At 64.3% G+C, this 22,818-nt stretch carries 21 protein-coding genes; 3 read left to right on the top strand and 18 right to left on the bottom strand.

Annotated elements, in window-relative coordinates; genetic code table 11:
* Window positions 1-107 precede the first annotated feature (107 nt).
* From rpoD to ybiB, 6 genes are all read right to left on the bottom strand, one after another.
* Complete coding sequence (gene rpoD, locus IGS55_RS20590) at window positions 108-2,348, bottom strand: RNA polymerase sigma factor RpoD (protein WP_034746980.1); 2,241 nt, start codon at window positions 2,346-2,348, stop codon at window positions 108-110.
* Between the two features lie 464 nt (window positions 2,349-2,812).
* Complete coding sequence (gene dnaG / locus IGS55_RS20595) at window positions 2,813-4,609, bottom strand: DNA primase (RefSeq protein WP_230518444.1); 1,797 nt, start codon at window positions 4,607-4,609, stop codon at window positions 2,813-2,815.
* A 129-nt stretch (window positions 4,610-4,738) separates the two neighbouring features.
* A complete protein-coding gene (locus IGS55_RS20600) occupies window positions 4,739-5,191 on the bottom strand; it encodes a GatB/YqeY domain-containing protein (RefSeq protein ID WP_070223119.1) in 453 nt (150 codons plus the stop codon).
* A 195-nt stretch (window positions 5,192-5,386) separates the two neighbouring features.
* Entirely contained in the window at window positions 5,387-5,599 is a 213-nt protein-coding gene (gene rpsU / locus IGS55_RS20605) for a 30S ribosomal protein S21 (protein ID WP_008451879.1), read from the bottom strand.
* Between the two features lie 183 nt (window positions 5,600-5,782).
* Window positions 5,783-6,997 carry an NAD(P)/FAD-dependent oxidoreductase gene (locus IGS55_RS20610; protein ID WP_230518443.1) on the bottom strand — a complete coding sequence of 405 codons (1,215 nt, stop codon included), beginning with the start codon at window positions 6,995-6,997 and terminating at the stop codon, window positions 5,783-5,785.
* Between the two features lie 56 nt (window positions 6,998-7,053).
* A complete protein-coding gene (gene ybiB / locus IGS55_RS20615) occupies window positions 7,054-8,046 on the bottom strand; it encodes a DNA-binding protein YbiB (protein WP_230518442.1) in 993 nt (330 codons plus the stop codon).
* A 158-nt stretch (window positions 8,047-8,204) separates the two neighbouring features.
* Here ybiB and IGS55_RS20620 point away from each other — a divergent pair, with 158 nt between their 5' ends.
* Window positions 8,205-8,882 (top strand): hypothetical protein, encoded by a 678-nt coding sequence (locus IGS55_RS20620; protein ID WP_230518441.1) that lies wholly within the window; start codon window positions 8,205-8,207, stop codon window positions 8,880-8,882.
* A 142-nt stretch (window positions 8,883-9,024) separates the two neighbouring features.
* Window positions 9,025-10,086 carry a 3-deoxy-7-phosphoheptulonate synthase gene (locus IGS55_RS20625; RefSeq protein WP_230518440.1) on the top strand — a complete coding sequence of 354 codons (1,062 nt, stop codon included), beginning with the start codon at window positions 9,025-9,027 and terminating at the stop codon, window positions 10,084-10,086.
* A 76-nt stretch (window positions 10,087-10,162) separates the two neighbouring features.
* Here IGS55_RS20625 and IGS55_RS20630 read toward each other — a convergent pair whose 3' ends face one another.
* On the bottom strand, window positions 10,163-10,570 hold the full coding sequence (locus IGS55_RS20630) for a nitrite reductase (NAD(P)H) small subunit (protein WP_230518439.1): 408 nt from the start codon (window positions 10,568-10,570) through the stop codon (window positions 10,163-10,165).
* Window positions 10,571-10,780: 210 nt separating this feature from the next.
* On the opposite strand from IGS55_RS20630, the gene tsaD reads away from it, so the two are divergent.
* Window positions 10,781-11,821, top strand: a complete 1,041-nt coding sequence (tsaD, locus tag IGS55_RS20635; protein WP_099409665.1) for a tRNA (adenosine(37)-N6)-threonylcarbamoyltransferase complex transferase subunit TsaD — start codon at window positions 10,781-10,783, stop codon at window positions 11,819-11,821.
* Here tsaD and eutC read toward each other — a convergent pair whose 3' ends face one another.
* From eutC to IGS55_RS20690, 11 genes are all read right to left on the bottom strand, one after another.
* Window positions 11,822-12,595: an ethanolamine ammonia-lyase subunit EutC gene (eutC, locus tag IGS55_RS20640; protein ID WP_230518438.1), complete on the bottom strand. Its 774-nt coding sequence runs from the start codon at window positions 12,593-12,595 to the stop codon at window positions 11,822-11,824.
* Between the two features lie 9 nt (window positions 12,596-12,604).
* The gene (locus IGS55_RS20645; RefSeq protein WP_230518437.1) at window positions 12,605-13,993 is read right to left on the bottom strand and encodes an ethanolamine ammonia-lyase subunit EutB; all 1,389 of its coding nucleotides are present in this window, start codon (window positions 13,991-13,993) and stop codon (window positions 12,605-12,607) included.
* Between the two features lie 86 nt (window positions 13,994-14,079).
* Window positions 14,080-15,543 (bottom strand): TIGR01777 family oxidoreductase, encoded by a 1,464-nt coding sequence (locus IGS55_RS20650; RefSeq protein ID WP_230518436.1) that lies wholly within the window; start codon window positions 15,541-15,543, stop codon window positions 14,080-14,082.
* Window positions 15,540-16,181 carry a DUF4166 domain-containing protein gene (locus IGS55_RS20655; protein WP_230518435.1) on the bottom strand — a complete coding sequence of 214 codons (642 nt, stop codon included), beginning with the start codon at window positions 16,179-16,181 and terminating at the stop codon, window positions 15,540-15,542. Before IGS55_RS20655 ends, IGS55_RS20650 begins: the two co-directional genes overlap by 4 nt.
* Complete coding sequence (locus IGS55_RS20660; RefSeq protein WP_230518434.1) at window positions 16,178-16,732, bottom strand: GbsR/MarR family transcriptional regulator; 555 nt, start codon at window positions 16,730-16,732, stop codon at window positions 16,178-16,180. Before IGS55_RS20660 ends, IGS55_RS20655 begins: the two co-directional genes overlap by 4 nt.
* Window positions 16,733-16,799: 67 nt before the next feature.
* A complete protein-coding gene (locus tag IGS55_RS20665; RefSeq protein ID WP_230518433.1) occupies window positions 16,800-17,918 on the bottom strand; it encodes a fatty acid desaturase family protein in 1,119 nt (372 codons plus the stop codon).
* Window positions 17,915-19,030: a sterol desaturase family protein gene (locus IGS55_RS20670; protein WP_230518432.1), complete on the bottom strand. Its 1,116-nt coding sequence runs from the start codon at window positions 19,028-19,030 to the stop codon at window positions 17,915-17,917. Before IGS55_RS20670 ends, IGS55_RS20665 begins: the two co-directional genes overlap by 4 nt.
* On the bottom strand, window positions 19,027-19,650 hold the full coding sequence (locus IGS55_RS20675) for a phosphatase PAP2 family protein (RefSeq protein WP_230518431.1): 624 nt from the start codon (window positions 19,648-19,650) through the stop codon (window positions 19,027-19,029). The genes IGS55_RS20670 and IGS55_RS20675 overlap by 4 nt, the downstream gene beginning before the upstream one ends.
* A 14-nt stretch (window positions 19,651-19,664) precedes the next feature.
* Window positions 19,665-20,960 (bottom strand): F390 synthetase-related protein, encoded by a 1,296-nt coding sequence (locus IGS55_RS20680; protein ID WP_230518430.1) that lies wholly within the window; start codon window positions 20,958-20,960, stop codon window positions 19,665-19,667.
* Entirely contained in the window at window positions 20,957-21,787 is an 831-nt protein-coding gene (locus tag IGS55_RS20685; RefSeq protein ID WP_230518429.1) for an MBL fold metallo-hydrolase, read from the bottom strand. The genes IGS55_RS20680 and IGS55_RS20685 overlap by 4 nt, the downstream gene beginning before the upstream one ends.
* Window positions 21,780-22,817 carry an NAD-dependent epimerase/dehydratase family protein gene (locus tag IGS55_RS20690; protein ID WP_230518428.1) on the bottom strand — a complete coding sequence of 346 codons (1,038 nt, stop codon included), beginning with the start codon at window positions 22,815-22,817 and terminating at the stop codon, window positions 21,780-21,782. Before IGS55_RS20690 ends, IGS55_RS20685 begins: the two co-directional genes overlap by 8 nt.
* Between the last annotated feature and the right edge of the window lies 1 nt (window position 22,818).

Consider the following 22,818-nt stretch of genomic DNA (forward strand, 5'->3'; position numbering starts at 1 on the left):
GGGACTGCGGCGTGGCGGCGCTGTTGATGCGCGCCTCGCGCGGCCGTTTTGGAAACGGACACGCGAGGATAGGGGTATCAGGGGCGCACGTCAAGCCCTATTGGCTTCTAGTTGCCTTCCAAGAAGCTTTTCAGCTTATCGGAGCGCGATGGGTGGCGCAGCTTGCGCAGCGCCTTGGCTTCGATCTGGCGGATGCGCTCGCGCGTCACGTCAAATTGCTTGCCTACTTCTTCCAGCGTGTGGTCGGTGGACATCTCGATGCCGAAACGCATGCGCAGCACTTTCGCTTCGCGTGGCGTCAGGGAATCGAGCACGTCCTTGACCACGCCCCGCATGGACGCGTGCAGCGCTGCGTCGGCCGGCGCCAGGGTGTTGTTGTCCTCGATGAAGTCGCCCAGATGGGAATCGTCGTCGTCGCCGATCGGTGTTTCCATCGAGATCGGCTCCTTGGCGATTTTCATGATCTTGCGGATCTTGTCCTCAGGCATCTCCATCTTGATCGCCAGGGTGGCCGGATCGGGCTCCGCGCCCGTTTCCTGCAGGATTTGACGCGAGATACGGTTCATCTTGTTGATCGTTTCGATCATGTGCACGGGAATGCGGATCGTGCGCGCCTGGTCGGCGATCGAGCGGGTAATCGCCTGGCGGATCCACCAGGTCGCATAGGTCGAGAACTTGTAGCCGCGGCGGTACTCAAACTTGTCGACGGCCTTCATCAGGCCGATGTTGCCTTCCTGGATCAGGTCGAGGAATTGCAGGCCCCGGTTCGTGTATTTCTTGGCGATCGAAATGACCAGACGCAAGTTGGCCTCCGTCATTTCGCGCTTGGCCTTGCGCGCCTTCATTTCACCGGCCGCCATCTGGCGGTTGATGTTGCGCAAGTCCGGCAACGGCAGCACGACACGCGCTTGCAGGTCGATCAGGCGCTGCTGCAGTTCCTTGACGGTTGGAATGTTGCGGCCCAGGATGGCGCTGTAGGCGTGTCCTGCATTGACTTCGCCATCGACCCAGTCGAGGTTGGTTTCATTGCCGGGGAAGACCTTGATGAAGTGGGCGCGCGGCATGCCGCAGCGGTTCACGGCCACGTCGAGGATCTGCTTTTCGATATGGCGCACCTCATCCACCTGGCCGCGCAGGGTGTCGCACAGCTTTTCCACGACCTTGGCCGTGAAGCGGATGCCCAGCAATTCTTGCGAAATGGCTTCCTGCGCCTTGGCGTACGGTTTCGAGTTGTAGCCTTCCTTTTCGAAGGCGCGGCGCATCTTGTCGAACTGCTGCGAAATGATGGCGAATTTTTCCAGCGCCGTGCGTTTCAGGGTTTCCAGCTGTTCCGCCGAGAAGCCGGCGGCGCCCGAAGCGCTCGCTTCTTCTTCCTCTTCTTCTTCCTCTTCTTCCGCTTCGCCCTCTTCCTCGTCTTCTTCGACGGGCGCGGCCACGACAGGGGCGGCGGCGACCGGTTCGTTTTCATCGACGAGGCCGTCGACGATTTCGTCGATCTTGATCTCTTCGTTGGCGATGCGGTCGGCGGCGGCGATGATCTCGGCGATCGTCACGGGACAGGCGGAAATGGCCTGGATCATGTCCTTCAAGCCATCTTCGATGCGCTTGGCAATCTCGATCTCGCCTTCGCGCGTCAGCAGCTCGACCGAGCCCATCTCGCGCATGTACATGCGCACGGGGTCGGTGGTGCGGCCGAAGTCGGAATCGACGGTCGACAATGCGGCCTCGGCCGCCGCTTCCGCCTCGTCGTCGCTGGTGACGACGGCAACGTTATCGGACAGCAACAACGTTTCCGCATCGGGCGCGTGCTCGTAGACGGCGATGCCCATGTCGTTGAAGGTACCGATGATGCCTTCGATGGCTTCCGGATCGACTATGTTTTCGGGCAAGTGATCGTTGATTTCCGCATACGTCAGGAAACCGCGTTCCTTGCCGAACTTGATCAGGGTCTTGAGTTTCTGGCGCCGACGCTCGAGTTCTTCCTCGCTCGCTTCCGTGTCGGACGAGAACGCGTCCTTCAGCAACGCGCGCTCCTTCGCCTTGCGGTCCTTGGCCTTGGCCTTGTCGACGGCCTTCAGTTCGGCACGCTCGACGGCGTTCAGGGCGGCGACTTCATCATTTTCTGGCTGGAATTCTTTGGGCTTGCGGCCGCGGCGGCCTGGCACTTTTACCGACGGCAAGACATAACCTGACGTATCGATGGCCGCCAGGGTGGCGGCGTCGGTGGTCTGGCTGACCACGGGCGCGCTGGTGACGCGCGCTTCTGGCCGGTCGAGCGCCTTTTCGGCTTTCGTGGTAACTTTAGTGGGCTTTGCAGCCGCTTTGGATTCGGGTTTCTTGATTGGCACAGGCGCTTTCGATTACACAACGACTTGCTTTACGGTGGATTAGGATAAAGTTTGCTGCCAGTTCCCTGTCTACCTGCGGGAACCACCATCTTCGAACCTGCCGACTACGCAAATTCGACACTGTTACGTTACTTACACCTCATCGGCCACGATCCGCGGGAAGCGCAGCAATTCCTGTCCACCGGCTGTTGCCAGCCGCCTCGGCAAAAATTCCTGCATCGACCGCGTTGGGAGCGAGAGCCTGGCGCGGCTTGCCAGCGTCCGCGAGCCTTGCCCGCAACGCCGAAAGCGCCTGTTGGCCCTGGCTGCCGACACGATCCACCGCGCCGATCAAGAGCCTAACTTACTGAAAACAAATACTATTTACGAAACAGAACTAGCTTGCCAAAGCACACAATACTTAGCATTTAATTATAGCACGCGAAAAATGTTTTTCCAGTGCGCGCCATACCCTCAGAGCAAGGTTAGCGATTCACCAACTCGGCATCGCGCTCGCGTTCCAGCGCCCCCTGCTCCTGCATGATTTCGCGGTAGCGTACACCAATTTTCTCCGATGGCAAACCCGACGCAAACAATTGCTGCAATTCCGCCTTCAAGGCATTCAATTTGATCTCGCGGATGGTGCTCACCAGCCACGACAATTCGCTGTCGTAATCGGATTCCGTGCCGGCCGCGATCTCGCCGATGATCTCGTCATATTCGCTGCCCAGCTCCTTCAACTGCTGCGCCAGCGCGGCAAAGCTGCCGTGCTCGCCCAAGGCCTGGCCCACGGCCACCAGCTGCCCCAAGCTGTGCGCCGCATCGGGTCCCAGGTGCTGGAAGGCAGCCAGAGCCGCCTCGTCGATGCGCAAGGTCAAGGGCGGGTGCGCCACCAGCATGCGCATGATCTTCAATTCCAGGCCCACGGGCACGGGACGGCCCGATTTCGGCGGCGCGCGGTGCGCCACGGCAACGGGTTTGGCCAGCTCGAACAGGGCCTCGATCTCGGCCGGCGTGGACTGCGTCAGTTGCGCCAGGCCGCGCACGATCTGCAGGCGCAGGGACGACGGCGCCATCAGCTGCAACAGGGGCTTGGCGTCGAACTGCACGCGGGCGCGCCCTTCCGGCTCCGACAGGTCATGCTCGCCCGACACTTCTTTCAGCAAGAATTGCGACAGCGGCATCGCTTCATGCACTTGCTGCTCAAAACCTTCGGCGCCGAATTCGCGGATATAGCTGTCCGGATCGTGTTCCGACGGCAAGAACAGGAATTTGATGGTCTTGTTGTCCGACACGTGGGCCAGACTCGCTTCGAGCGCGCGGCGGGCGGCGCGGCGGCCGGCCTTGTCGCCGTCGAAGCTGAAAATCACGTTATCGGTCTGGCGCAGCAGTTTTTGCACGTGGGTGGGCGTGCACGCCGTGCCCAGGGTGGCCACCGCCTGCGGGAAACCCATCTGCGCCAGCGCCACCACGTCCATATACCCTTCCGTCACCAGCACGTAGCCGGCGTCGCGGATGGCCTGGCGCGCCTCGAACAACCCATATAGTTCGAATCCCTTGGAAAACAAGGGGGTTTCCGGCGAATTCAGATATTTCGGTTCGCCATGGTCGAGCACGCGGCCGCCAAAGGCGATGACCTGCCCCTTGGTATTGCGAATCGGAAACATGATGCGTTCGCGGAAACGGTCATAGCGCTTGCGGTTATTACCCTCCTCATCGACCTTGTCGATCACGAGACCGGCCTCGGCCAGGGCCACCACATCGTAGTCGGGGAAGACGGAGCGCAGATTGTCCCAGCCGCCGGGCGCGAAACCCATGCCGAAGCGAGCGGCCACTTCGCCCGTCAAGCCCCGGTTCTTCAGGTAGGCGATGGCTTCCGGCGCGTGGCGCAATTGCCCGCGGTAATAATCGCAGGCCTGCGTCATGGCGTCGGACAGGGCCAGGCTTTGCGCCTGGATCTGCGCGCGCTGGGCTGGCGGAATCTTGTCGTCCGCTTCCGGCACGACCATGCCCACGTTCTGCGCCAGGTCCTTGACGGCGTCGACAAAGCCCATGCCCGAGTACTCGATCAGGAAGCCGATCGAGGTGCCATGCGCGCCACAGCCGAAGCAATGATAGAACTGCTTGGTGGGGCTGACGGTAAAGCTGGGCGACTTTTCACTATGGAACGGGCACAAGCCCATGAAATTGGCGCCACCTTTTTTCAGTTGCACATAGCGCCCCACGACATCGACGATATCGACGCGGTTGAGCAAATCGGAAATAAAGGATTGAGGTATCACTGGCTAGGGCGGGTCTTGTTATAGGTCAGACTATACTACCGCACGTGGCCTGAGGTTGAGCCAGGTCAACGTGTGGGCTGTTAACAGGCTGCCAGCGCGACGGCTGGCAGCCCTTGCTACTATTTATGCTTACGCTGCCGGCGTCAAGGCTTTCTTGACCAGGGCGGACACCACCGTCATGTCGGCGCGGCCAGCCAGCTTCGGCTTGACGATGGCCATGACCTTGCCCATGTCTTGCGGACCGGCGGCGCCAGAGGCGGCCACGGCGGCAGCCACTTCGGCCGCCACTTCTTCGTCCGACAGGCCGGCAGGCATGTAGCCAATCAGGTGGACCAGCTCGGCTTTTTCGATGTCGGCCAGGTCGGCGCGGCCACCGGCTTCGAACTGGGTGATCGAATCCTTGCGCTGCTTGATCATCTTTTCCACGATGGCCGTCACGTGGGCATCCGTCAATTCGATGCGCTCGTCGACTTCCTTGCGCTTGATTTCCGCCAGCAACAGGCGAATCGTGCCCAGCTTGCCCGTTTCCTTGGCGCGCATGGCGTTTTTCATGTCTTCGGTAATTTGTTCTTTCAAGCTCATGGCAATCCTCGTGTTGGTAAGTAGGGTTCGATGCTCGTGCAGGCACTCCAAGCAGGCGGCCACAAAAGCGAAAACCCGCTGCGGCGAACCGGAGCGGGTATGCGACTCATCTGAAGTATCACTCCAGGCGAATCAAAACAAAACCCGTGGCGAACAATGCGCCGAACTACCCGGGTTGGTTCTGACTGAACAGTCTTAGAATAATTTTTTCGGCAGTTGTTGGCTGCGGATGCGTTTGTAATGACGCTTGACAGCAGCTGCCAGCTTGCGCTTGCGCTCAGCTGTTGGCTTTTCGTAGAATTCGCGAGCGCGCAATTCGGTCAGCAGACCCGTTTTTTCGATGGTGCGTTTGAAGCGACGCATTGCGACTTCGAACGGCTCGTTTTCTTTAAGGCGAATAGTGGTCATGTAAAATTCAAACCGTTGAGGTGGTGTATAGGAAGAGATAGATAGTAGCAGCTTTTATTCGGAAAGGGAAGCCCCTCCCCCACTTGCGTGCGGCATGCAGCCTGCTGTCGCTGCCGGAATGTGGCGTAAACCACGCACCGGGATCGGCGCACCGGGCGCCAGAACCCCATATTACAGAGTAGCTTACTGCAAGGCAATACCTGCCGCCACGCCCGAAGCCCAGGCCCACTGGAAGTTGTAGCCGCCCAGCCAGCCCGTCACGTCGACCGATTCGCCGATGAAATACAGGCCCGGCACTTTATTGGCCATCATGGTCTGCTGCGACAGTTCGCGCGTATCGATGCCGCCCCGCGTCACTTCGGCCTTGCGGTAGCCTTCGGAACCGTTCGGCACGATGGACCAGGCATTGATGGCCTGGCCCAGCTTGCGCAGCTGCGCATCGGGCATGTCGGCGATGCGCGCGTCCGGCGCCAGGCCGTTGACGGCCAGCAGGCAGTCCGCCAGGCGCTGCGGCAGCCATTGGGCGACGATATTGCCCAGCTGCTTCTTCAGGGTACCCTTGCCTTCGATCAAGGTCTGCGCCACGTCCACTTCCGGCAACAGGTTGATGACGATGGGCTCGCCCGGCAGCCAGTAGCTGGAAATCTGTAGAATCGCCGGCCCCGACAGGCCACGGTGCGTGAACAGCAAGTCTTCACGGAAACGCGCGCCCGTCGCCTTGCGGCCTTTCAGGCTGCCCGTTTCCACATCGACTTCCAAGGCGATGCCGGACAATTCCGCGAACGGCGCCCAACTGGCAGCATCGAACGTCAGCGGCACCAGGGCCGGACGCGGTTCGACCATCGTCAAGTCGAATTGCTTGGCGATGCGGTAGGCAAAATCCGTGGCGCCGATCTTCGGGATCGACAGGCCGCCCGTGGCGATGACGATGCTGGCCGTCTCGATGTCGCCGCTATCGGTCTGCAGCACGAAGCCGCCGTCCGCTTGCTGGACAACATTGTCGATCTTGCACGGCATGCGCCAATGCACGCCGCCAGCGGCGCACTCATCCTTGAGCATGTCGATGATCTGCTCGGCCGATTCATTGCAAAACAGCTGGCCCTTGTGCTTCTCGTGGTAGCCGATCCGGTATTTTTTCACCAGCGCGAGGAAATCCTGCGGCATATAGCGCGACAGCGCGCTCTTGCAGAAGTGCGGGTTTTCCGAGAGGAAATTTTGCGGGGTGGCGTTAATATTGGTGAAATTGCACCGCCCACCACCGGAGATGCGGATCTTTTCGGCCAGCTTGGCCGCGTGATCGATCAACACCACGCGCTTGCCCTGCTGGGCGGCCACAGCCGCACACATCATGCCGGCCGCGCCCGCGCCGATCACTGCCACATCAAATTGTTTTGCCATAAGAATTCCGGTCACCGCTGATTACAAAGACGCCATTGTAAACTGCGGCGGCGCGGCTAGCGCGGCCGTGCCGCAATCTGTCGCGATGTCGTCAAGCATTGTTCCACCTGCTCGGCGATCGACGGCGGCACGGGCACCTCGCCGCGCAGCACGGCCGCGATCCAGGCCGCCGTGGTGGCCGCATCGCGCTCGGCCGGCAAATGCGGCAACTCTTCCACGAGCAACTGCTTTTCCACCAGCACCGTGCGTTCCACGCCATGGAACCAGTCGATCTGTTGCGCCTTGTTGGCGTTGGCCACCGTCTCGCCCTCCGTGCCACGCATGAGGAAAGCGTCGCCGCGCGCGGGATCTGAGGCGGTCAGGAAATATTCACCGAGCATTTCCAGATATTCGGGATGCGTGTACGACACCAGACGCAGGGCGGGACCGGCAAACGGCTGCATGATTTTCACCAGGGTGTGCGTGGAATTGCGCACGCCCAGCACGCGCCGCAGCGACAGCATCCAGGCCAGGCGCGGCGCCAGGGCCTCGATGGGCAGGAAGGCGGCCTCTCCGCGCGCCATGGCGGCCTCGGCTTGCGCATGGTCCGTGGAGGCGGGCACGCCCAGCGCGGCCAGCACTTCGGCCGTCGTGATCCGGCCCGGATCGCTGGTCACGCCATGTACGAGCACGGGTGCGCCCGCGCGCGCCAGCAGCAGCGCCAGCAAGGCCGTCAGGTTGGCCATCTTGCGCGCGCCGTTGTAGCTGGGAATGATGATCGGGGCAAATTCACCGGCCGGCGCAGCCAGCGGGGCGAATGAGGCTTCGGCAGCGTCGAGGAAGCCGGCGATCTCGTCCACGGACTCGCCCTTGATGCGCATCGACAATAAAATGCCGCCCAGTTCCAGGTCCGACACGCGGCCCTCGAGCATGGCGCGGTACAGGGCGCAGGCGTCGTCACGCGTCATGCTGCGCGCGCCGTTCTTGCCACGTCCTATTTCCTTGATGAAACGTGCTGCGGGGAATGGCTCACCGGCCACATCGGTATGGGGTATGGAAACAGTCGTCATGGCGCCAGCTTACACGGATTTTTCCCCTTGCAGAGGCGCTGGAAGACGCCATAGGCGCCGATGCAACGGTCTTTCCAGCTATTTTTTTGATGAAGGTGCTTCGCGGCTGCATCCAAACGCGCCGCCGCTGCGTATAAAACTGCACAGGGGGACTCATCATGGAACACGCGATCAAACGGGAAACGGCCTTCGTCGGCATCGAAACGGGCAAGCTGCTGCTGAAAGCCGTGCTGCTCTCGGGTAACGAGGTGCTGTGCAAAGTGCTGGAAAACGACGTGGCCGGCTACCGCTGGCTGCGCAGCTGGCTGCAAAGGAACGACGTGCCCGTCATCGGCTTGCGCGTCTGCATGCGCCTCGATATGCCGTACAGCGAGGCGCCCGCCCGCATGCTGGCCGACATGGGCATGGTGGTTTGCGATGCCCAGCCCGCGCAACTGAACGACTACCTGCGCGGCCAGGGCTTGCCCGATGACGCGGCGCACAGCGCCGTGGTGCTGGCCAACTACTGTGCGCACAGGCGCCCGGCGCGCTGGACGCCGCCCTCGCCCGCCTACGTGGAACTGCGCCTGTGGCTGCGCCGCCTGCACGCCATTGAAGGCGTGCGCCAGCAGGAATCGGCGCGCCTGAATGTGCATCTGCAGGCTGGCCAACATGCGCTGCACGCCCTGTTGCGCCAGCAGATCGCCTGCCTCGACGCGCAGATACGCCAGCACGAAAGCGCCATCCTCGAGCATGTGAAGCGCCATCCCGGCCTGCCCCGGCCGCCCGAGCTGGCCGGCAACTACCAGCGCATCGCCCGCTACAGCGTTGGCGCCAGCCTGGCCGGCGGCCATTGAGCGCACGGAGGCCGGCCACGTGCCGGCCCTGCCATAAAAACAACTGAACCATTCCGTTTTGGCCCCATCCCCGCCGCCAGGCCGCATTTCCGCTACACTATTGCCTCTTAAAGAACGCAATCGCGAAAGCCGAGCCAGAATCATGAATACGCCAGACATCGAAAATATCAACGTCACCTCTTTCGCGCCCATGCCGACACCGGCCGAACTGCACGCCAAGCTGCCCCTGTCGGAGAGCGCCTTCGACACCGTCAGCCGCGGCCGCGAAGCGCTGCGCAACATCATCGACCGCAAGGACCAGCGCCTGTTCGTCGTCGTCGGCCCATGCTCGATCCACGACCCCGTCGCCGGCCTCGATTACGCGCGCCGCCTGAAAGCGCTGCAAGAGGAAGTCAAGGACACGATGCTGCTGGTGATGCGCGTGTATTTCGAAAAACCGCGTACCACCACGGGCTGGAAAGGCTATATCAACGACCCGTACATGGACGATTCGTTCAAGGTCAACGAAGGCATGGAAAAGGCGCGCCAGTTCCTGCTCGACGTGTGCGAACTGGGCCTGCCCACCGCCACCGAAGCGCTGGACCCGATCTCGCCGCAATACCTGGGCGATCTGATCGCCTGGACCGCCATCGGCGCGCGCACGACGGAATCGCAGACGCACCGCGAAATGTCGTCGGGCCTGTCGACGCCGGTCGGCTTCAAGAACGGCACCGATGGCGACATCAGCATCGCGGTGAACGCGATCCTGTCGTCGGCGCACCCGCACTCCTTCCTGGGCATCAATGGCGAAGGCAACGTCGCCATCGTGCGCACGCGCGGCAACGCGTACGGCCACGTCGTGCTGCGCGGCGGCGACGGCCGTCCGAACTACGATTCGGTGTCGATCGCCATCGCCGAACAGGCGCTGGCCAAGGCCAAGCTGCCGGCCAACCTGGTGGTCGACTGCTCGCACGCTAACAGCTATAAAAAGCCGGACCTGCAGCCGCTGGTGATGGCCGACGTGGTCAACCAGATCCGCCAGGGCAACCGCTCGCTGGTGGGCGTGATGATCGAATCGAACATCGTCGGCGGCAACCAGAAAATCCCGCAAGACCTGTCGCAACTGACCTACGGCTGCTCCGTCACCGACGGCTGCATCGACTGGGACACGACGGCCACCATGCTGCGCGATGCGCATGCGCATTTACTGAATCGTCCTAAATAAACGGCCGGGGTCAGACCCCCGCTTGCGTTGGCGCTGAATCTGGCGTTAGCGACATTGAGGGTCTGACCCCATACACCTACGCCATCTGCACATGCGGCAGCACGGCAAACGATCCCGCCAGCGCCTGTTCCGCCTTGCTGGCCGGGATATTCAATTCATTGATGTCCAGGTAGATGCGCCCGTCCAGGATGCGTACGGCGTACGTACGCGCCATGCCCTGCACGGGCGCCACCAGGCGGCCCGAATCGAGCTCGATGATCCAGCTGTTCTTCGGCCCCATCAGGTTTTTCTCCATCAGCACCCCCTGCGCGAGCGGGCCGCCCAGGCAGGGCACCGTGTCGAGCAGCGCGTACACCGTATCGTCAGCCGCGCGAAACAGCGCCACGCCCGGTAAATCCTGCCACGCCAGGCCCCGCTGCACCATGCGCGCGCCCGCCAGCGGCATGTCCTTCAGGCGGCAAATCATTTTCCATTGTTCCGGCATCGCGAACTCCCTCGAGAAAGGCACACGCTTGCCTAAGCAAGAGCGGTGCCAGTGCCGTTCCAGGCGCAAAGCAGCCGGAATCGCGGGCAAAACCGGCACGCGCCGCACTGCGCAAGTGCACACTGCCGCCGAAATGGTGCGCCGGCCGCACGGTGGACTGCCCGGCTTTCCTTTACAATGGCGGATTACTCCTCCCTATTTAGCACCTTCATGATTGTTCTTGGCGTCGAATCCTCCTGTGACGAAACCGGCCTGGCCTTGTACGACACGCAACGCGGCCTGCTGTCGCACGCCCTCTATTCGCAAGTCGCCATGCACGAGCAATACGGCGGCGTGGTGCCGGAACTGGCGTCGCGCGATCATATCCGCCGCGCCATCCCGCTGCTCGAAGAGACCCTGACGAAGGCCGGCATCGGCCTGTCCGAAATCGACGCCATCGCCTACACGCAAGGCCCGGGCCTGGCCGGCGCGCTGCTGGTGGGATCGTCCGTCGCCTGCAGCCTGGGCCTGGCCATCAACAAGCCGGTGCTGGGCATCCACCATCTGGAAGGCCATTTGCTGTCGCCGCTGCTGGCGTCCGAGCCGCCGGAATTCCCGTTCATCGCCCTGCTGGTGTCGGGCGGCCACACCCAGCTGATGCGCGTCGATGGCGTGGGTCAGTACACGATGCTGGGCGAAACCCTCGATGATGCGGCCGGCGAGGCGTTCGACAAGTCGGCCAAGCTGCTGGGACTCGGTTATCCGGGTGGCCCCGCCATTTCGCGCCTGGCCGAATTCGGCGATCCGCTCGCGTATAAACTGCCACGCCCGATGCTGCATTCGAAGGATTTCAATTTCAGCTTTTCCGGCCTGAAGACGGCCGTGCTGACGGTGGTGAAAAACCATGAAGAAAAAGTCATCGCGAACATCTGCGAACAGGACAAGGCAAATATCGCGCGCGGCTTCGTCGACGCCATCGTCGACGTGCTGACGGCCAAATGCGTGTCTGCCCTCAAGCACACGGGCTTGAAGCGCCTGGTGATCGCCGGCGGCGTGGGCGCCAATGCGCAACTGCGCGCCTCGCTCAACGCAGCGGCCGCCAAAAAGCGCTTCAAAGTGTATTACCCGGAGCTGGAATTCTGTACCGACAACGGCGCCATGATCGCTTTTGCCGGCGCCATGCGCCTGCAGATCAATCCCGACGCAGCCAAGCACGATTACTCGTTCAACGTGCGCCCGCGCTGGCCGCTGGACGAAATCCGCGAAGTCTGATCACTTCAGCAGGAAGTTGCGCGCGCCCGCCAGGGCCGCGCCCTCTTCCACTGTTTCATCCTTCAATTCCACGCCCGACAGCTGCCTGGTAAACGCCTGCGACAGCAAATAGTGCAGCCGGTACGCGGCCGGCGCATACGCCAGCCCCTCGGGGCGCACGTTCGAAATGCAGTTGCGGCGCTCGTCCAGCAAGCCCACTGCAGGTGCCCACGTCAGGTACAGGCCCAGGCTGTCCGGGGAACTCAAGCCCGGCCGCTCGCCGATCAGCACCAGCACGGCCTTCGCTTGCAACAGTTGCCCCACCTCGTCGCCGACAGCCACCCTTCCCTGCGCCACAATGTGCAGCGGCGACAGCGTCCACGCTTCCAGCGCCAGCCGTTCGCGCAAGACGGTCAGGAACGGCGCCGCGTGACGCTGCACGGCCAGCGCCGACAGGCCATCGGCCGCCACCAGCGCCAGGTCGACTCCCGTAGCAGCGGTGGCCAGCCGCGCCCGTGAGCCTTCGTCGAGCCGGCGCCCCAGGTCGGGGCGTTGCAGATAGTCGGCGCGCGTGGCGGCGGCGCTGTGCAGCTGCACGCAGTCTTGCCCCTGCGCGGCCAAGTCGCGCGCCAGGGCCTCGCCATCGAGCGCCAGGTGCACGGCGTCGCGCGCCTGCGCGTGGGCCAGCTGGAACGCCAGCTGCGCCTTGGTGGGCACGCTCACGCCGCGCCGTCCCAACGCGATGCGGGCGGCCGTATGCGCGCGCAGCGCTTGCCAGGGATGGTTCTCGTCCATGTGCCCTCCCTAATCGTCCAGGCGCAGCAGGGCCGCCTGGAAGGCCGGCGCCAGCGCCGTGTTCAAACGGCCCTGCGCATCCGTGATCCGCATGCGCGCCAGCCAGGCCGCGAATTCCGGCGCGGGACGCAAGCCCAGCACCCGGCGCGCATACAGGGCGTCGTGGAACGAGGTGCTCTGGTAGCCGAGCATGATGTCGTCCGCGCCCGGCACACCCATGATGAAATTGCAGCCGGCCACGCCCAGCATGGTCAGCAAGGCGTCCATGTCGTCCTGGTCCGCTTCCGCATGGTTGGTGTAGCACACGTCGCAGCCCATGGGCAGTCCCAATAACTTGGCGCAGAAATGGTCTTCCAGCCCCGCACGCATGATCTGCTTGCCGTCGTACAGATATTCGGGGCCGATGAAGCCGACGACGGAATTGACCAGCAGCGGTTGATACGCGCGCGCCACCGCATACGCGCGCGCCTCGCACGTCTGCTGGTCCATGCCGTGGTGGGCGCCGGCCGACAGCGCGCTGCCCTGCCCCGTCTCGAAATACATGACGTTGCTGCCCACGGTGCCGCGCCCCAGCGACAGGGCCGCCGCCTGCCCTTCGGCCAGCAGCGCCAGGTCGATGCCGAAACTGCGGTTGGCCGCCTGCGTGCCCGCCACCGACTGGAACACCAGGTCGACGGGCGCGCCGCGGCGGATCGCCTCGATGGTATTGGTGATGTGCGTGAGCACGCACGACTGCGTGGGAATCCGGTACTGGCCGATGACGGCGTCGAGCAGGTGCAGCAGCGAGACCACCTGCGCCACATTGTCGGTGGCCGGATTGATGCCGATCACGGCGTCGCCGCTGCCCAGCAGCAGGCCATCGAGGATGGAGGCGGCAATCCCCGTGGCGTCGTCCGTCGGGTGGTTTGGCTGCAGCCGCGTGGACAAACGGTTTTCCAGGCCCAGAGTATTGCGAAAGGCCGTGACGACCCGGCACTTGCGGGCCACCAGCACCAGGTCCTGCAGGCGCATGATTTTCGAGACGGCGGCCGCCATTTCCGGCGTGATGCCGGCGGCGACGCGCGCCAGCGTTTGCGTATCCGCCGCGTCATCGAGCAGCCAGTCGCGAAAGTCGCCCACGCACAACTGCGCAATGGGGGCAAACGCGGACCGGTCATGGCTATCGATGATCAGGCGCGTGACCTCGTCCTCTTCATACGGCACCAGCGCCTCGTTGAGGAATAGCGATAGCGGCACGTCGGCCAGCGCCAGCTGCGCCGCCACCCGCTCGCGCGCGCTGGCGGCGGCCACGCCGGCCAGCACGTCGCCCGAACGCAGCGGCGTGGCCTTGGCCAGCAGCTCCTTCAGGCTGGCAAACTGGTAAACATGGCTGTCTATCGTATGGCTGAAACGGGGCATGGACTTCTCCTGTGGGGTCAGACCCGCCGGGTCTGACCCCGGAGCATGCCTATTCTACGCCCGGAGCAACGCGATACCACCCCACGTCACAAACTGCGCAGCGCCCCTTCCAGCTGCGGATAGCGGAAGACAAAGCCGTCGGCCAGCAAGCGGCGCGGGGCGACCCGCTGGCCTTCCACCAGCAAGTCTGCCTGCTCGCCCAGCAAGGCACGCATGACGAAGGCCGGCGTGGGCACGACGCTGGGGCGGTGCAGCACGGCGCCCGCCACCCGGGCAAAGCGGCGCTGCTCGATCGCTTCCGGCGCGCAGAAGTTATACGCGCCGCTCACCGCCTGCTCTTCGCTGCGGCGCGCCAGATGGGCGATGCCGCGGATCACGTCGCGCACATGCACCCACGTGACCCACTGCCTGCCGCTGCCCAGCGGGCCGCCCACGCCGAAGCGTATCGGCAGCAGCATCTGCGGCAGCGAACCCTGGTGGCCGAAGACGAGGCCAAAGCGCATGCAGCCCACCTGCACGCCAAATTTCTCCGCCTGGCGCGCGGCCGCTTCCCACTCCTGGCACAGCTGCGACATGAAGATGGCTTGCGGCGCGCTCTCCTCCGTCAATTCCGTATCATCGCCCTGCGGCTGCACGCCGTAGTAGCCGATGGCCGACGCCGACAGCAGCACCCGCGGCTTGTGCTGCGCGCGGGCGATCCACGCCACCAGTGCCTGCGTCAGCGCGACGCGGCTGCGGCGCAGGGCCGCCTTGCGCGCCTCCGTCCAGCGCCGCCCGACGATGCGCGCGCCTGCCAGATTGACGACCATGTCGATACGCTGCGCATCCGCCAATTCGTCGAACGACTGGATGCAGCGCACCTGGCCGTCGAAGGTCCACGCGGCCTGCTTCGGCTGGCGCGTCAGCACCGTCACGGCATGGCCGTCGGCCAGCAAGGCGCTGACCAGCTGCTGGCCGATGAAACCCGTGGCGCCCGTCACCAGCACGGATTGCGGCGTGCTGGCAAAGCGCAGGTGCTCCTCTTGCTCCGCTGTCTCCTGGACCTTGCGCCGTCCCAGCTGCCACACGGCATACGCGTCGCGCAGGCCGGACAAGCCCACACCCACGCCGCACAGGGCGAGGAAGACGCTGAGCCAGCCATACGGTTGCCACACGAGGGCTGTCGGCAAGCTCGCCCATTCGCTGCTGTTCAGGGCCAGCAAGGCGATGAAGGCGCCCGCGTTAATCGCCAGCACCGTGTGCGTGACCCGCTCCGTGGCGGGCAAGAGGCGCGTCTGGTCTTCCACGACGAAGTCCCACAAGGTCAGCACGATTTCCACGCCAAACACGATCACCAGCACCCAGGCCCAGGCGCCATGCCACTCCCACGCGGCCAGGCCCACGAACAGCAGGCTGTAGATCAGGGCGCGCGTCGCGTGGATCGTCAATTCAAGGCGCGCCGACGCCTTTTGCGGCAGCGCCTCCGTGATTTCATGGTGGTAGATGGTGTCGAAGGCGCCCAGGCAGCCTTGCGCCGCCATCAGTTGCAGGGCCAGCAGATGCGTATTCATGGTGTCTCCTTCCTTTCCGGTGCGGCCGATTCGCGGAACACGCCCGCCTGGGTAAACGTGGTGCCGAACAGCGCGTGGCGAATTTCGATGCGGATGTTGAACTGCTGCGGCGTCTCGTTGCGGTGGCACAGATAGGTCTTGCCGGGCGTGAGCACGCCGGGCAGCGGCAGGCGCCAGCCGAAAAGATCCCAAAAATAGCCGTCGCTGGTGAAGTGCAGATTGCCATCCTCGACGTGCAGGACGAGCTTCATGCCCAGTCCCATGCCCACGTATTCGAGCACTTCGCCTTTTTCGCTTTCCGCCATGTAGGACGTGAAGCGGATCGGCGCGCGCCCGTGCAGGCGGTAGGTGCGCTGCTTGAAGATGAAGGGGCAGCCGGGGCGCGAATAGACTTCGATATCGACGGGAAAATCGTGATCGTCGTATGGGATCAGGGCGCCGTCGATGAAGGGGCGCGTCAGCCAGCCGAGGAATTTTCCCAGGCGCGAGCTGGTGAGCTCACTGAGCTCGCCCCGGTAATACAGGGGTTGGCCCGGCGCGGGATTTTTCTCGAAGCGGCGGCGGATATCGGGGTGCAGGGTCAGCCACTGCGCGCCCATGACCTTCTTGAACAGTTCTCCTTCCGAGGGGCCGTTCATGATTTTGCGCGCTTGACAGGTTTGTCTTCCGGGCTGAGGAACTTGGCCACCTTGCCGCCCATGGACAGCATGCGCTGCAGGGTCGCCGGCGGCAAGTTCTTGTAATCGCTATAGGTGCTGCTGAGCATTTCCAGGAAGGCCAGCACTTCGCCCATGCGCTCCAGGGTGGCCGGCGGTATCGCCGCATCGTGCTCGCCTTCGATCGCGCATTCGCGCAGCACCGTCAGGGTGGGATCGATCTCGCGCCGCTTGCGCTCTTCCATGATGACGCGGAAGATTTCCCACACATCCTGCAGGGCGACGAAATGGTCGCGCCGGTCCCCCATCACATGCGTGATGCGCGCCAGGCCCCAGCTTTGCAATTCCTTCAGGCTGTTGCTGACGTTGGAGCGGGCCACGTTCAGGCTGGCCGCGATGTCTTCCGCCGTCAGCGGTTCGTTGGCCAGGAACAGCAGCGCGTGGATCTGCGCCACCGTGCGGTTGACGCCCCAGCGCGTGCCCATTTCACCCCAGTGCAAAATGTACTTCTGCGTGGTCGGACTCAGTTCCATGATTTTCTCTAATTTCTGTCGTTACAGAAATGTAAGATGGAACGGAAACCGAGTCAAGCACGATTCGTCAGGTGCGGGTGGGCGGCTGGCCCATGGCGCGCAGGAACTGCTGCTGCGACGCGTGCAGCTGGCCGTAACCGAGTTCGCGGTAGACGAGGCCGTGGCGCGGCGCCAGTTCGGCCAGGATGCGCGCCAGCGCCGGGTAGTGACGGTGATTCCAGGTGGGGAACAGGTGATGCGTGAGGTGCAAATTCAATCCGCCGAGCCAGTAACCGAGCCAGCGCAACGCGCGCGGCTTCGGCGTCCAGTCGCAGGCCGTATAAAACGTGTGCTGGTACCAGTCGTGCGGCAAGGTGCCGTCCGCGCCCGGCTGGAAGAATTCCACTTCGGCCCAGTGGGTGCCGAGGATCAGCGCCACCAGCGCGCACGAGGCGATCATCTGGCCCAGGAAATACGCGCCCAGCACCACGCCCCAGCCGATGCCGTGCTGCTGCAGCACCCACATGGGCAGCGCCAGCACCAGCGCCACGTGACCGAGCTTCCAGCCGAGGAACGACAGCCAGCCGCGCCAGCCCTGCAGCCGGCTGTGCGCGGCCACGGGCGTCTTGCCGAATCGGTCCAGCCAGTCGCCATACCAGTTCAGATACGGCAGCGACAGGGCCGCCACCACGGGCCAGTACAGGTATTGATAGCGGTACTGGGGCGACCAGCGTTGGTACGGCGTCTGGCGCAGGAAGGGGTTCGGTTCCGTGTCGAGGTCATAGCCTTCCACGTTCGCATACGTATGGTGGAAGTGCACGTGGCGGATGGTCCAGAAATCCGTGTCCACGCCCACGGGCAAGCCCACCAGGCGGATCAGCACCCGGTTCAGGAATCCCCGGCGGAAGACGGCGCTGTGGGCCGCGTCGTGCAGGGTATTCATGGCCAGCGCCATGGCCGCGACCAGGCAGGCGACATAGCTGGCGACAAACGGCCAGGTGCTGCCGGCATTCAGCGCCAGCGCATACAGGCCCACCGCCAGCGCGGCCAGGAACACGGTTTTCGCATGCAGGCGCGCGTCGCCGAAGCGGTGCGTTCCTTCATCCGCCAGATAGGCGTCGGCGCGGGCGCGCAATTCGCGGCGGAAGGCGGAGTCGCGGGCAGGCTGAAAGCGCAGGGGCGGCAGCGAAGGTACAGGCTGCGTCACGCGCGCGTCCCCGCTGCCGCCGGCCACCACAGGCGGCGCGCGCCATCGAGGCCATGCGCCAGCAGCGCGGCCAGAAACACCATGCCCCACACGTCGCGCGCGCCATACCAGCCCAGGTACAGGGCCGGCATGGCCAGCGCGATGGCGACCCAGGCGATGGCGCCCCAGCGGCGCGCGTCGGACAGGCCGCCCAGCGCCAGGGTGCCGCCGAAGATCAGCGCGAACAGAATCGCCTGCTGCGCGCCGGCCAGCACCGCTTCATGGTTGACGTAATAGATCACGAGACCAAACAGGATCACGCCGCCGATGCCGATGAACAGCTCGGGCACGTGGAAGGTGCCGCGCGACTGCCAGTGGGGGAAGCGCGCGCGCAGCCATGTGAACAATTTCCCGTTGCTGGCCAGCAGCGGGTTATGCGTGGGTGTCATGCCCTTCACGCCATAGCGCATTTCCACGCCCTCGAGTTCCGGCTGGAAGCTGCCGAACAGCCTGTCCCACAACAGCAGGGTGCCGCCGAAATTGCGGTTGATGTAGCGTTTATCGGTGCCATGGTGCACGCGGTGGTGCGACGGCGTGACCATGAAACGATCGAGGATGCCGGATTTGTTCACCAGCGCATTGTGGTTGTAGAACTGCACCGTGTAATGCAAGGACGAGACGACAAGGAAGATTTCCAGCGGTACGCCCAGCACGGCCAGGATGGCGATGAAGGGGAAATTCGTCAGCGACGAATACCAGGAATTGCGCACGCCCAGCGACAGGTTGAAATGCTCGCCCTGGTGGTGCACGACGTGCACGGCCCACAGCAAAGGAATCTTGTGGTGCAGCCGGTGCATCCAGTAAAAGCACAGGTCCCAGGCAAAAAACGCGAATATCCATTGCGCCGCCACGGGCCACTGGTCGACGACGTGCAGGTTCGCATGGCGCAGCAGCAGGGCGAAGGCCGCCACTTCCACGCCGCGGAACACCCACATCAGGATGTGGCCGGAATTGAGGTTGAAGATCACGTCCTTCCACGGCACGGGCGTCTTGCGTACCCATTTGAGTATCAGCAGTTCGGCCAGCACGAAGGCCAGCATGATCAGGAACGACAGGGCAAATGGATTCATCATGGTGCGGTTTTGATGGAAACGGCGCGGCGGGCAGCCAAGGATACCTGCATTTTCGCCAGCATGCCGCCAGCGATGCCAACAGCCAGGCCGGCGGCCAGGTCGATGCTCACGTGCCGGCGCAGCGCGATGATGGCGTAGCAGATGGCCACGCCCAGCACCAGCGCCAGCGCGGAGCGCAGCGGTTGGCGTTTGTCGCACAGGGCCCATACGCACAGCAGGGTCAGGGCGCCGTGCAGCGACGGCAGGCAGTTTTGCGTGGAGTCAAACGACTGCAGCATGCGCAGCGCCTGCGTGCTCCACGCATTGCCTTCGCCCACGGGCGGGTAGGCGAGCGTGGTCGGATACAGCAGGAAGACCACCCCGCACAGGACGGCGGAAAGCGCCATGGCGCGCGCCAGCCAGCGCACGCGCGCCGCATCGGCCGCCAGGTAGGCGTAGGGGATCAGGATGAAAAACGACAGGTACAGCCAGATGGCAGAGTCGCTGTAGGGGATGGCGCGGTCGAGCGCCGTTTCCGGCAGGAGTACCCCCTGCCCTTGCAGCAAATCGCTGGAAAAATACACGAGGCCGACGCTGCCCCAGCCGGCCAGCAAGTGCAGCAGGCGGGAGTACAGCGTCATGGTGTCTACAGATTTCATGCGGTCGCAAGGCGCCGGATGCGGCGCCGTTTCATGGTGGGGTCAAAAGGAGGCAGTTCGCCGCTCATCGTCCAGGCGAGGCCGTCGGTAGCCGCGCCCAGGCCCTGCAGCACTGTTGCCAGGTGCGCGCGCAGGGCTGCCAGGCCGGCATCGTCCAGCGCCGCATGCAGTTGCAGGGCCGCTTCGCCCGACTGCAGCAGGCGGTAATCGGCGTCCGGCGGCAAGGCTTGCGCGAACGCGCGCGTCAGCACGTCGGCAAACACGGCGATGGGGGCGCCGCCGCGTGCAGAGGGAAGCAGCAGCATGTCGTCGCAGCGCCCTTCGATGCCGTCGATGGCGCGCGTGGCGCGGCCGCACGGGCATGGCGCGGCGCGCGCGATCAAAATATCGTCCAGGCGGTAGCGCACGATAGGCTGCGTGATGCGCGTAAAGTCCGTAATCACGGGCACGAAGCGGCGCTGTTCCGCATCGAGCCATTGCGGCTCGATGTGCACGTATTCCTCGTTCAGGTGCAGCACGCCGTGTTCGCAGCTGCTGGCGAGGAAACCCTCGGTCGCCTGATAGATTTCATGCACGGCGCCGAACGCCTGCACGATCAGCGCGCGGTCCTGCGCTTCCAGCACTTCGGCCACGGAGATGACTTTTTTCGGCGCCAGCGCCAGGCGGCCGTCAATGACGCGCAGCGCCAGCTGGCGCAGCACCTGAGCCGGCGCGACGATCACGGATGGCCGGTATTGCGCCAGCCGCGCGCACAGTGCATCGAACGGTTCGAACAGATCGTAAAAGGCAAAGGTCAGCCACGGCGAACGCACGGCCGTGTACAGATTGCTGTTCGCGCGCAGAAACAGGGCCACGCGCTCGCCGGAAAACAGGCCGTCGGGCAGCGCCTTGGCCAGCATCACGCCCGCCCATTGGGCCTTTTCGCGGGGACTGACGGTAAACACGGCGCGCCGCGACGAGGTACCCGACGACAGGCCCACTGTGATGTCGCCGACGGCCGGCGTGAAGTCGCGGCTACGCTCGGCCGCCATGGCCGCGTCCATCGCCTGCGCCAAAGTCACCCCTTCCGTGTTCATGGCATCGAAATGCTCGAGCATCAGCGCCTTGTTCATCGTCGGCCACTGCGCCAGCGGCAAGTTGCGGTATGGGGCAAAGTAGCGGCTGCGCGCGCACAGCACATCGATGAAACGGGCCAGCTGCTGTTGCTGGTAGGCGTCGAGCTGCGCGCGGTCCGCAAAGCGCAGGCGGCGCGTGCGCCAGTACGACAGCAACAGCCAGACAATACGCTTCACGGGCGGCCCGCCACTGCAATGTAGTCGACCGTGTCTTCGTGCGTGATGCGGATCTGCGCATTGCCCGACCGGTGCAGCTGGTGCAGGCGGTTCAGGGTGGCGTAGTACGGCGCGCGCTTGTGCTGGATGATGAACGACAATTCCGACGGTCCGCGCAACTGCTGGAAGCTTTCCGGCACCCAGGCCGCGTCCGACGCCAGCAAGGTCCAGCCGCCATCCTGCAGCACGAAGGCGCCCAGATGGCCGATGGCGTGGCCGGGCAAGTCGACGATGTAGATCTCGCCCGTGCCGCTGACGTCGCGCCCATGCGTGAATGGCAGCAGGGCCGCCGGCAAGGCCGTCTCGGGCACGCTTTCCACGAAATCCAGGCGGTCCGCGATATCGTTCGGCAGCAGCTCGGGCACGAAGGCCTGGCGCACGGCGGCCACGCCGGACAGGCCGCGCACGGCGTCCCAGCCCGTTTTCGAGGCCATCAGCCGCGCGCCGGGAAAGTCGCGCATGCCGGCGATATGGTCGGCGTGGAAGTGCGACAGCAGCAAGGTGTGGATGTCGCCGGGCGAGACGCCATGCGCGCGCAGCTGGCCGTGCAGCGACTCGTTCTCATCAAACGAAATCGGCGTCACCCACGCATACATGCGGTACACGCCCTTCGACGTGGCCGCGCGGAAGTGCTCGGCGTAGCCCGTGTCCCACAAGTACAGGCCCGCACGCGTTTCGATCAGGTAGGCGCGCGACGGGAAGCAGCGGCTGGCCAGCCCGCTGCCTTTCAAGACCATGCACGAAGGATGCGTGCAATGGCCGACGCGAAACGCGGTGATGCTAGCCATTGCGCTCCTTGCCCACCTTGTGCGCCGCCGCTTCCTGGCGCATCCACTGCGCCGTGCGGGCGATGCCGTCCTGCAGGCTGACGATGGGACGGTAGCCGAGCACCTTGCGCGCCTTGGCGTTATCGAGCGTCATGTCGAAACTGAGCGCGCCGATGCTGTAGGGCGTCAGCGATGGCTCGCGGCGCGTGAAGCGCGAGGCGAACTGCATCAGGCGCGCCGCCACCGCCAGCACGCGGTACGGCACGCTGACGATCTCGAACGGCTGCTGCAGATGGTCGCAGAACAGGGTGCGCAAAATGTCGCACAAACGCGCCGGCTCGCCATTCGTGATATTGAAGGCGGCGCCGGAAGCGATGGTCTTGTGCACGGTGGCCAGCCACATCGCGTGCACGACGTTGTCGACATAGGTGACGTCGATGGTGGCCGCGCCGCCATTGGGCAGCGGCAGCTTGCCGCCGCGCTCCTGCAGCACCCTCGCCAGGCGCGGGATCAGGACCTGGTCGTGCGGGCCGAAGATGGCGCGCGGGCGCAGGATCACGCATGTCATGCCACGCTGGCGATCGACGCACTCCTGCACCAGTTTTTCCGCCATCGCCTTGCTGCGCGCGTAGGCGTTGACGAAGGCGTCGGGGCGGAAGGATTCCGGCACCTCGTAGCGGTTGCGGTAGTCGAAATAGATGGCCGGGGTGGAGATATGCACGAAGCGCGCCACGTGCAGGCTGGCGGCCGCCCGCAGCAGCTGGGCCGTGGCCGTGACGTTGGCGGCGATGAAGTCGCGCTCCGCGCCCCAGGGCGACGACAGCGCGGCGCAGTGCCAGACGGTGTCCATGCCGCGCACGAGTTCGTCGACCTGGCGCGGCGTGGCCTGCGCCAGGTCGAGCGCGACGAATTGCGCGCCCATGCGTTCGAGTTCGCGGCCCACGGCGGCGTTGCGGCCTGTGGCGCGCACTTCCACGCCCTGCGCCAGCAGGGTGCGCACGGCATTGCGCCCCAGCCCGCCCGTCGCTCCCGTGACCAGTATCCGCCTCATC

Source organism: Janthinobacterium sp. EB271-G4-3-2, assembly GCF_020858035.1.
GTDB classification, from domain to species: Bacteria; Pseudomonadota; Gammaproteobacteria; order Burkholderiales; family Burkholderiaceae_D; genus Janthinobacterium; species Janthinobacterium aestuarii.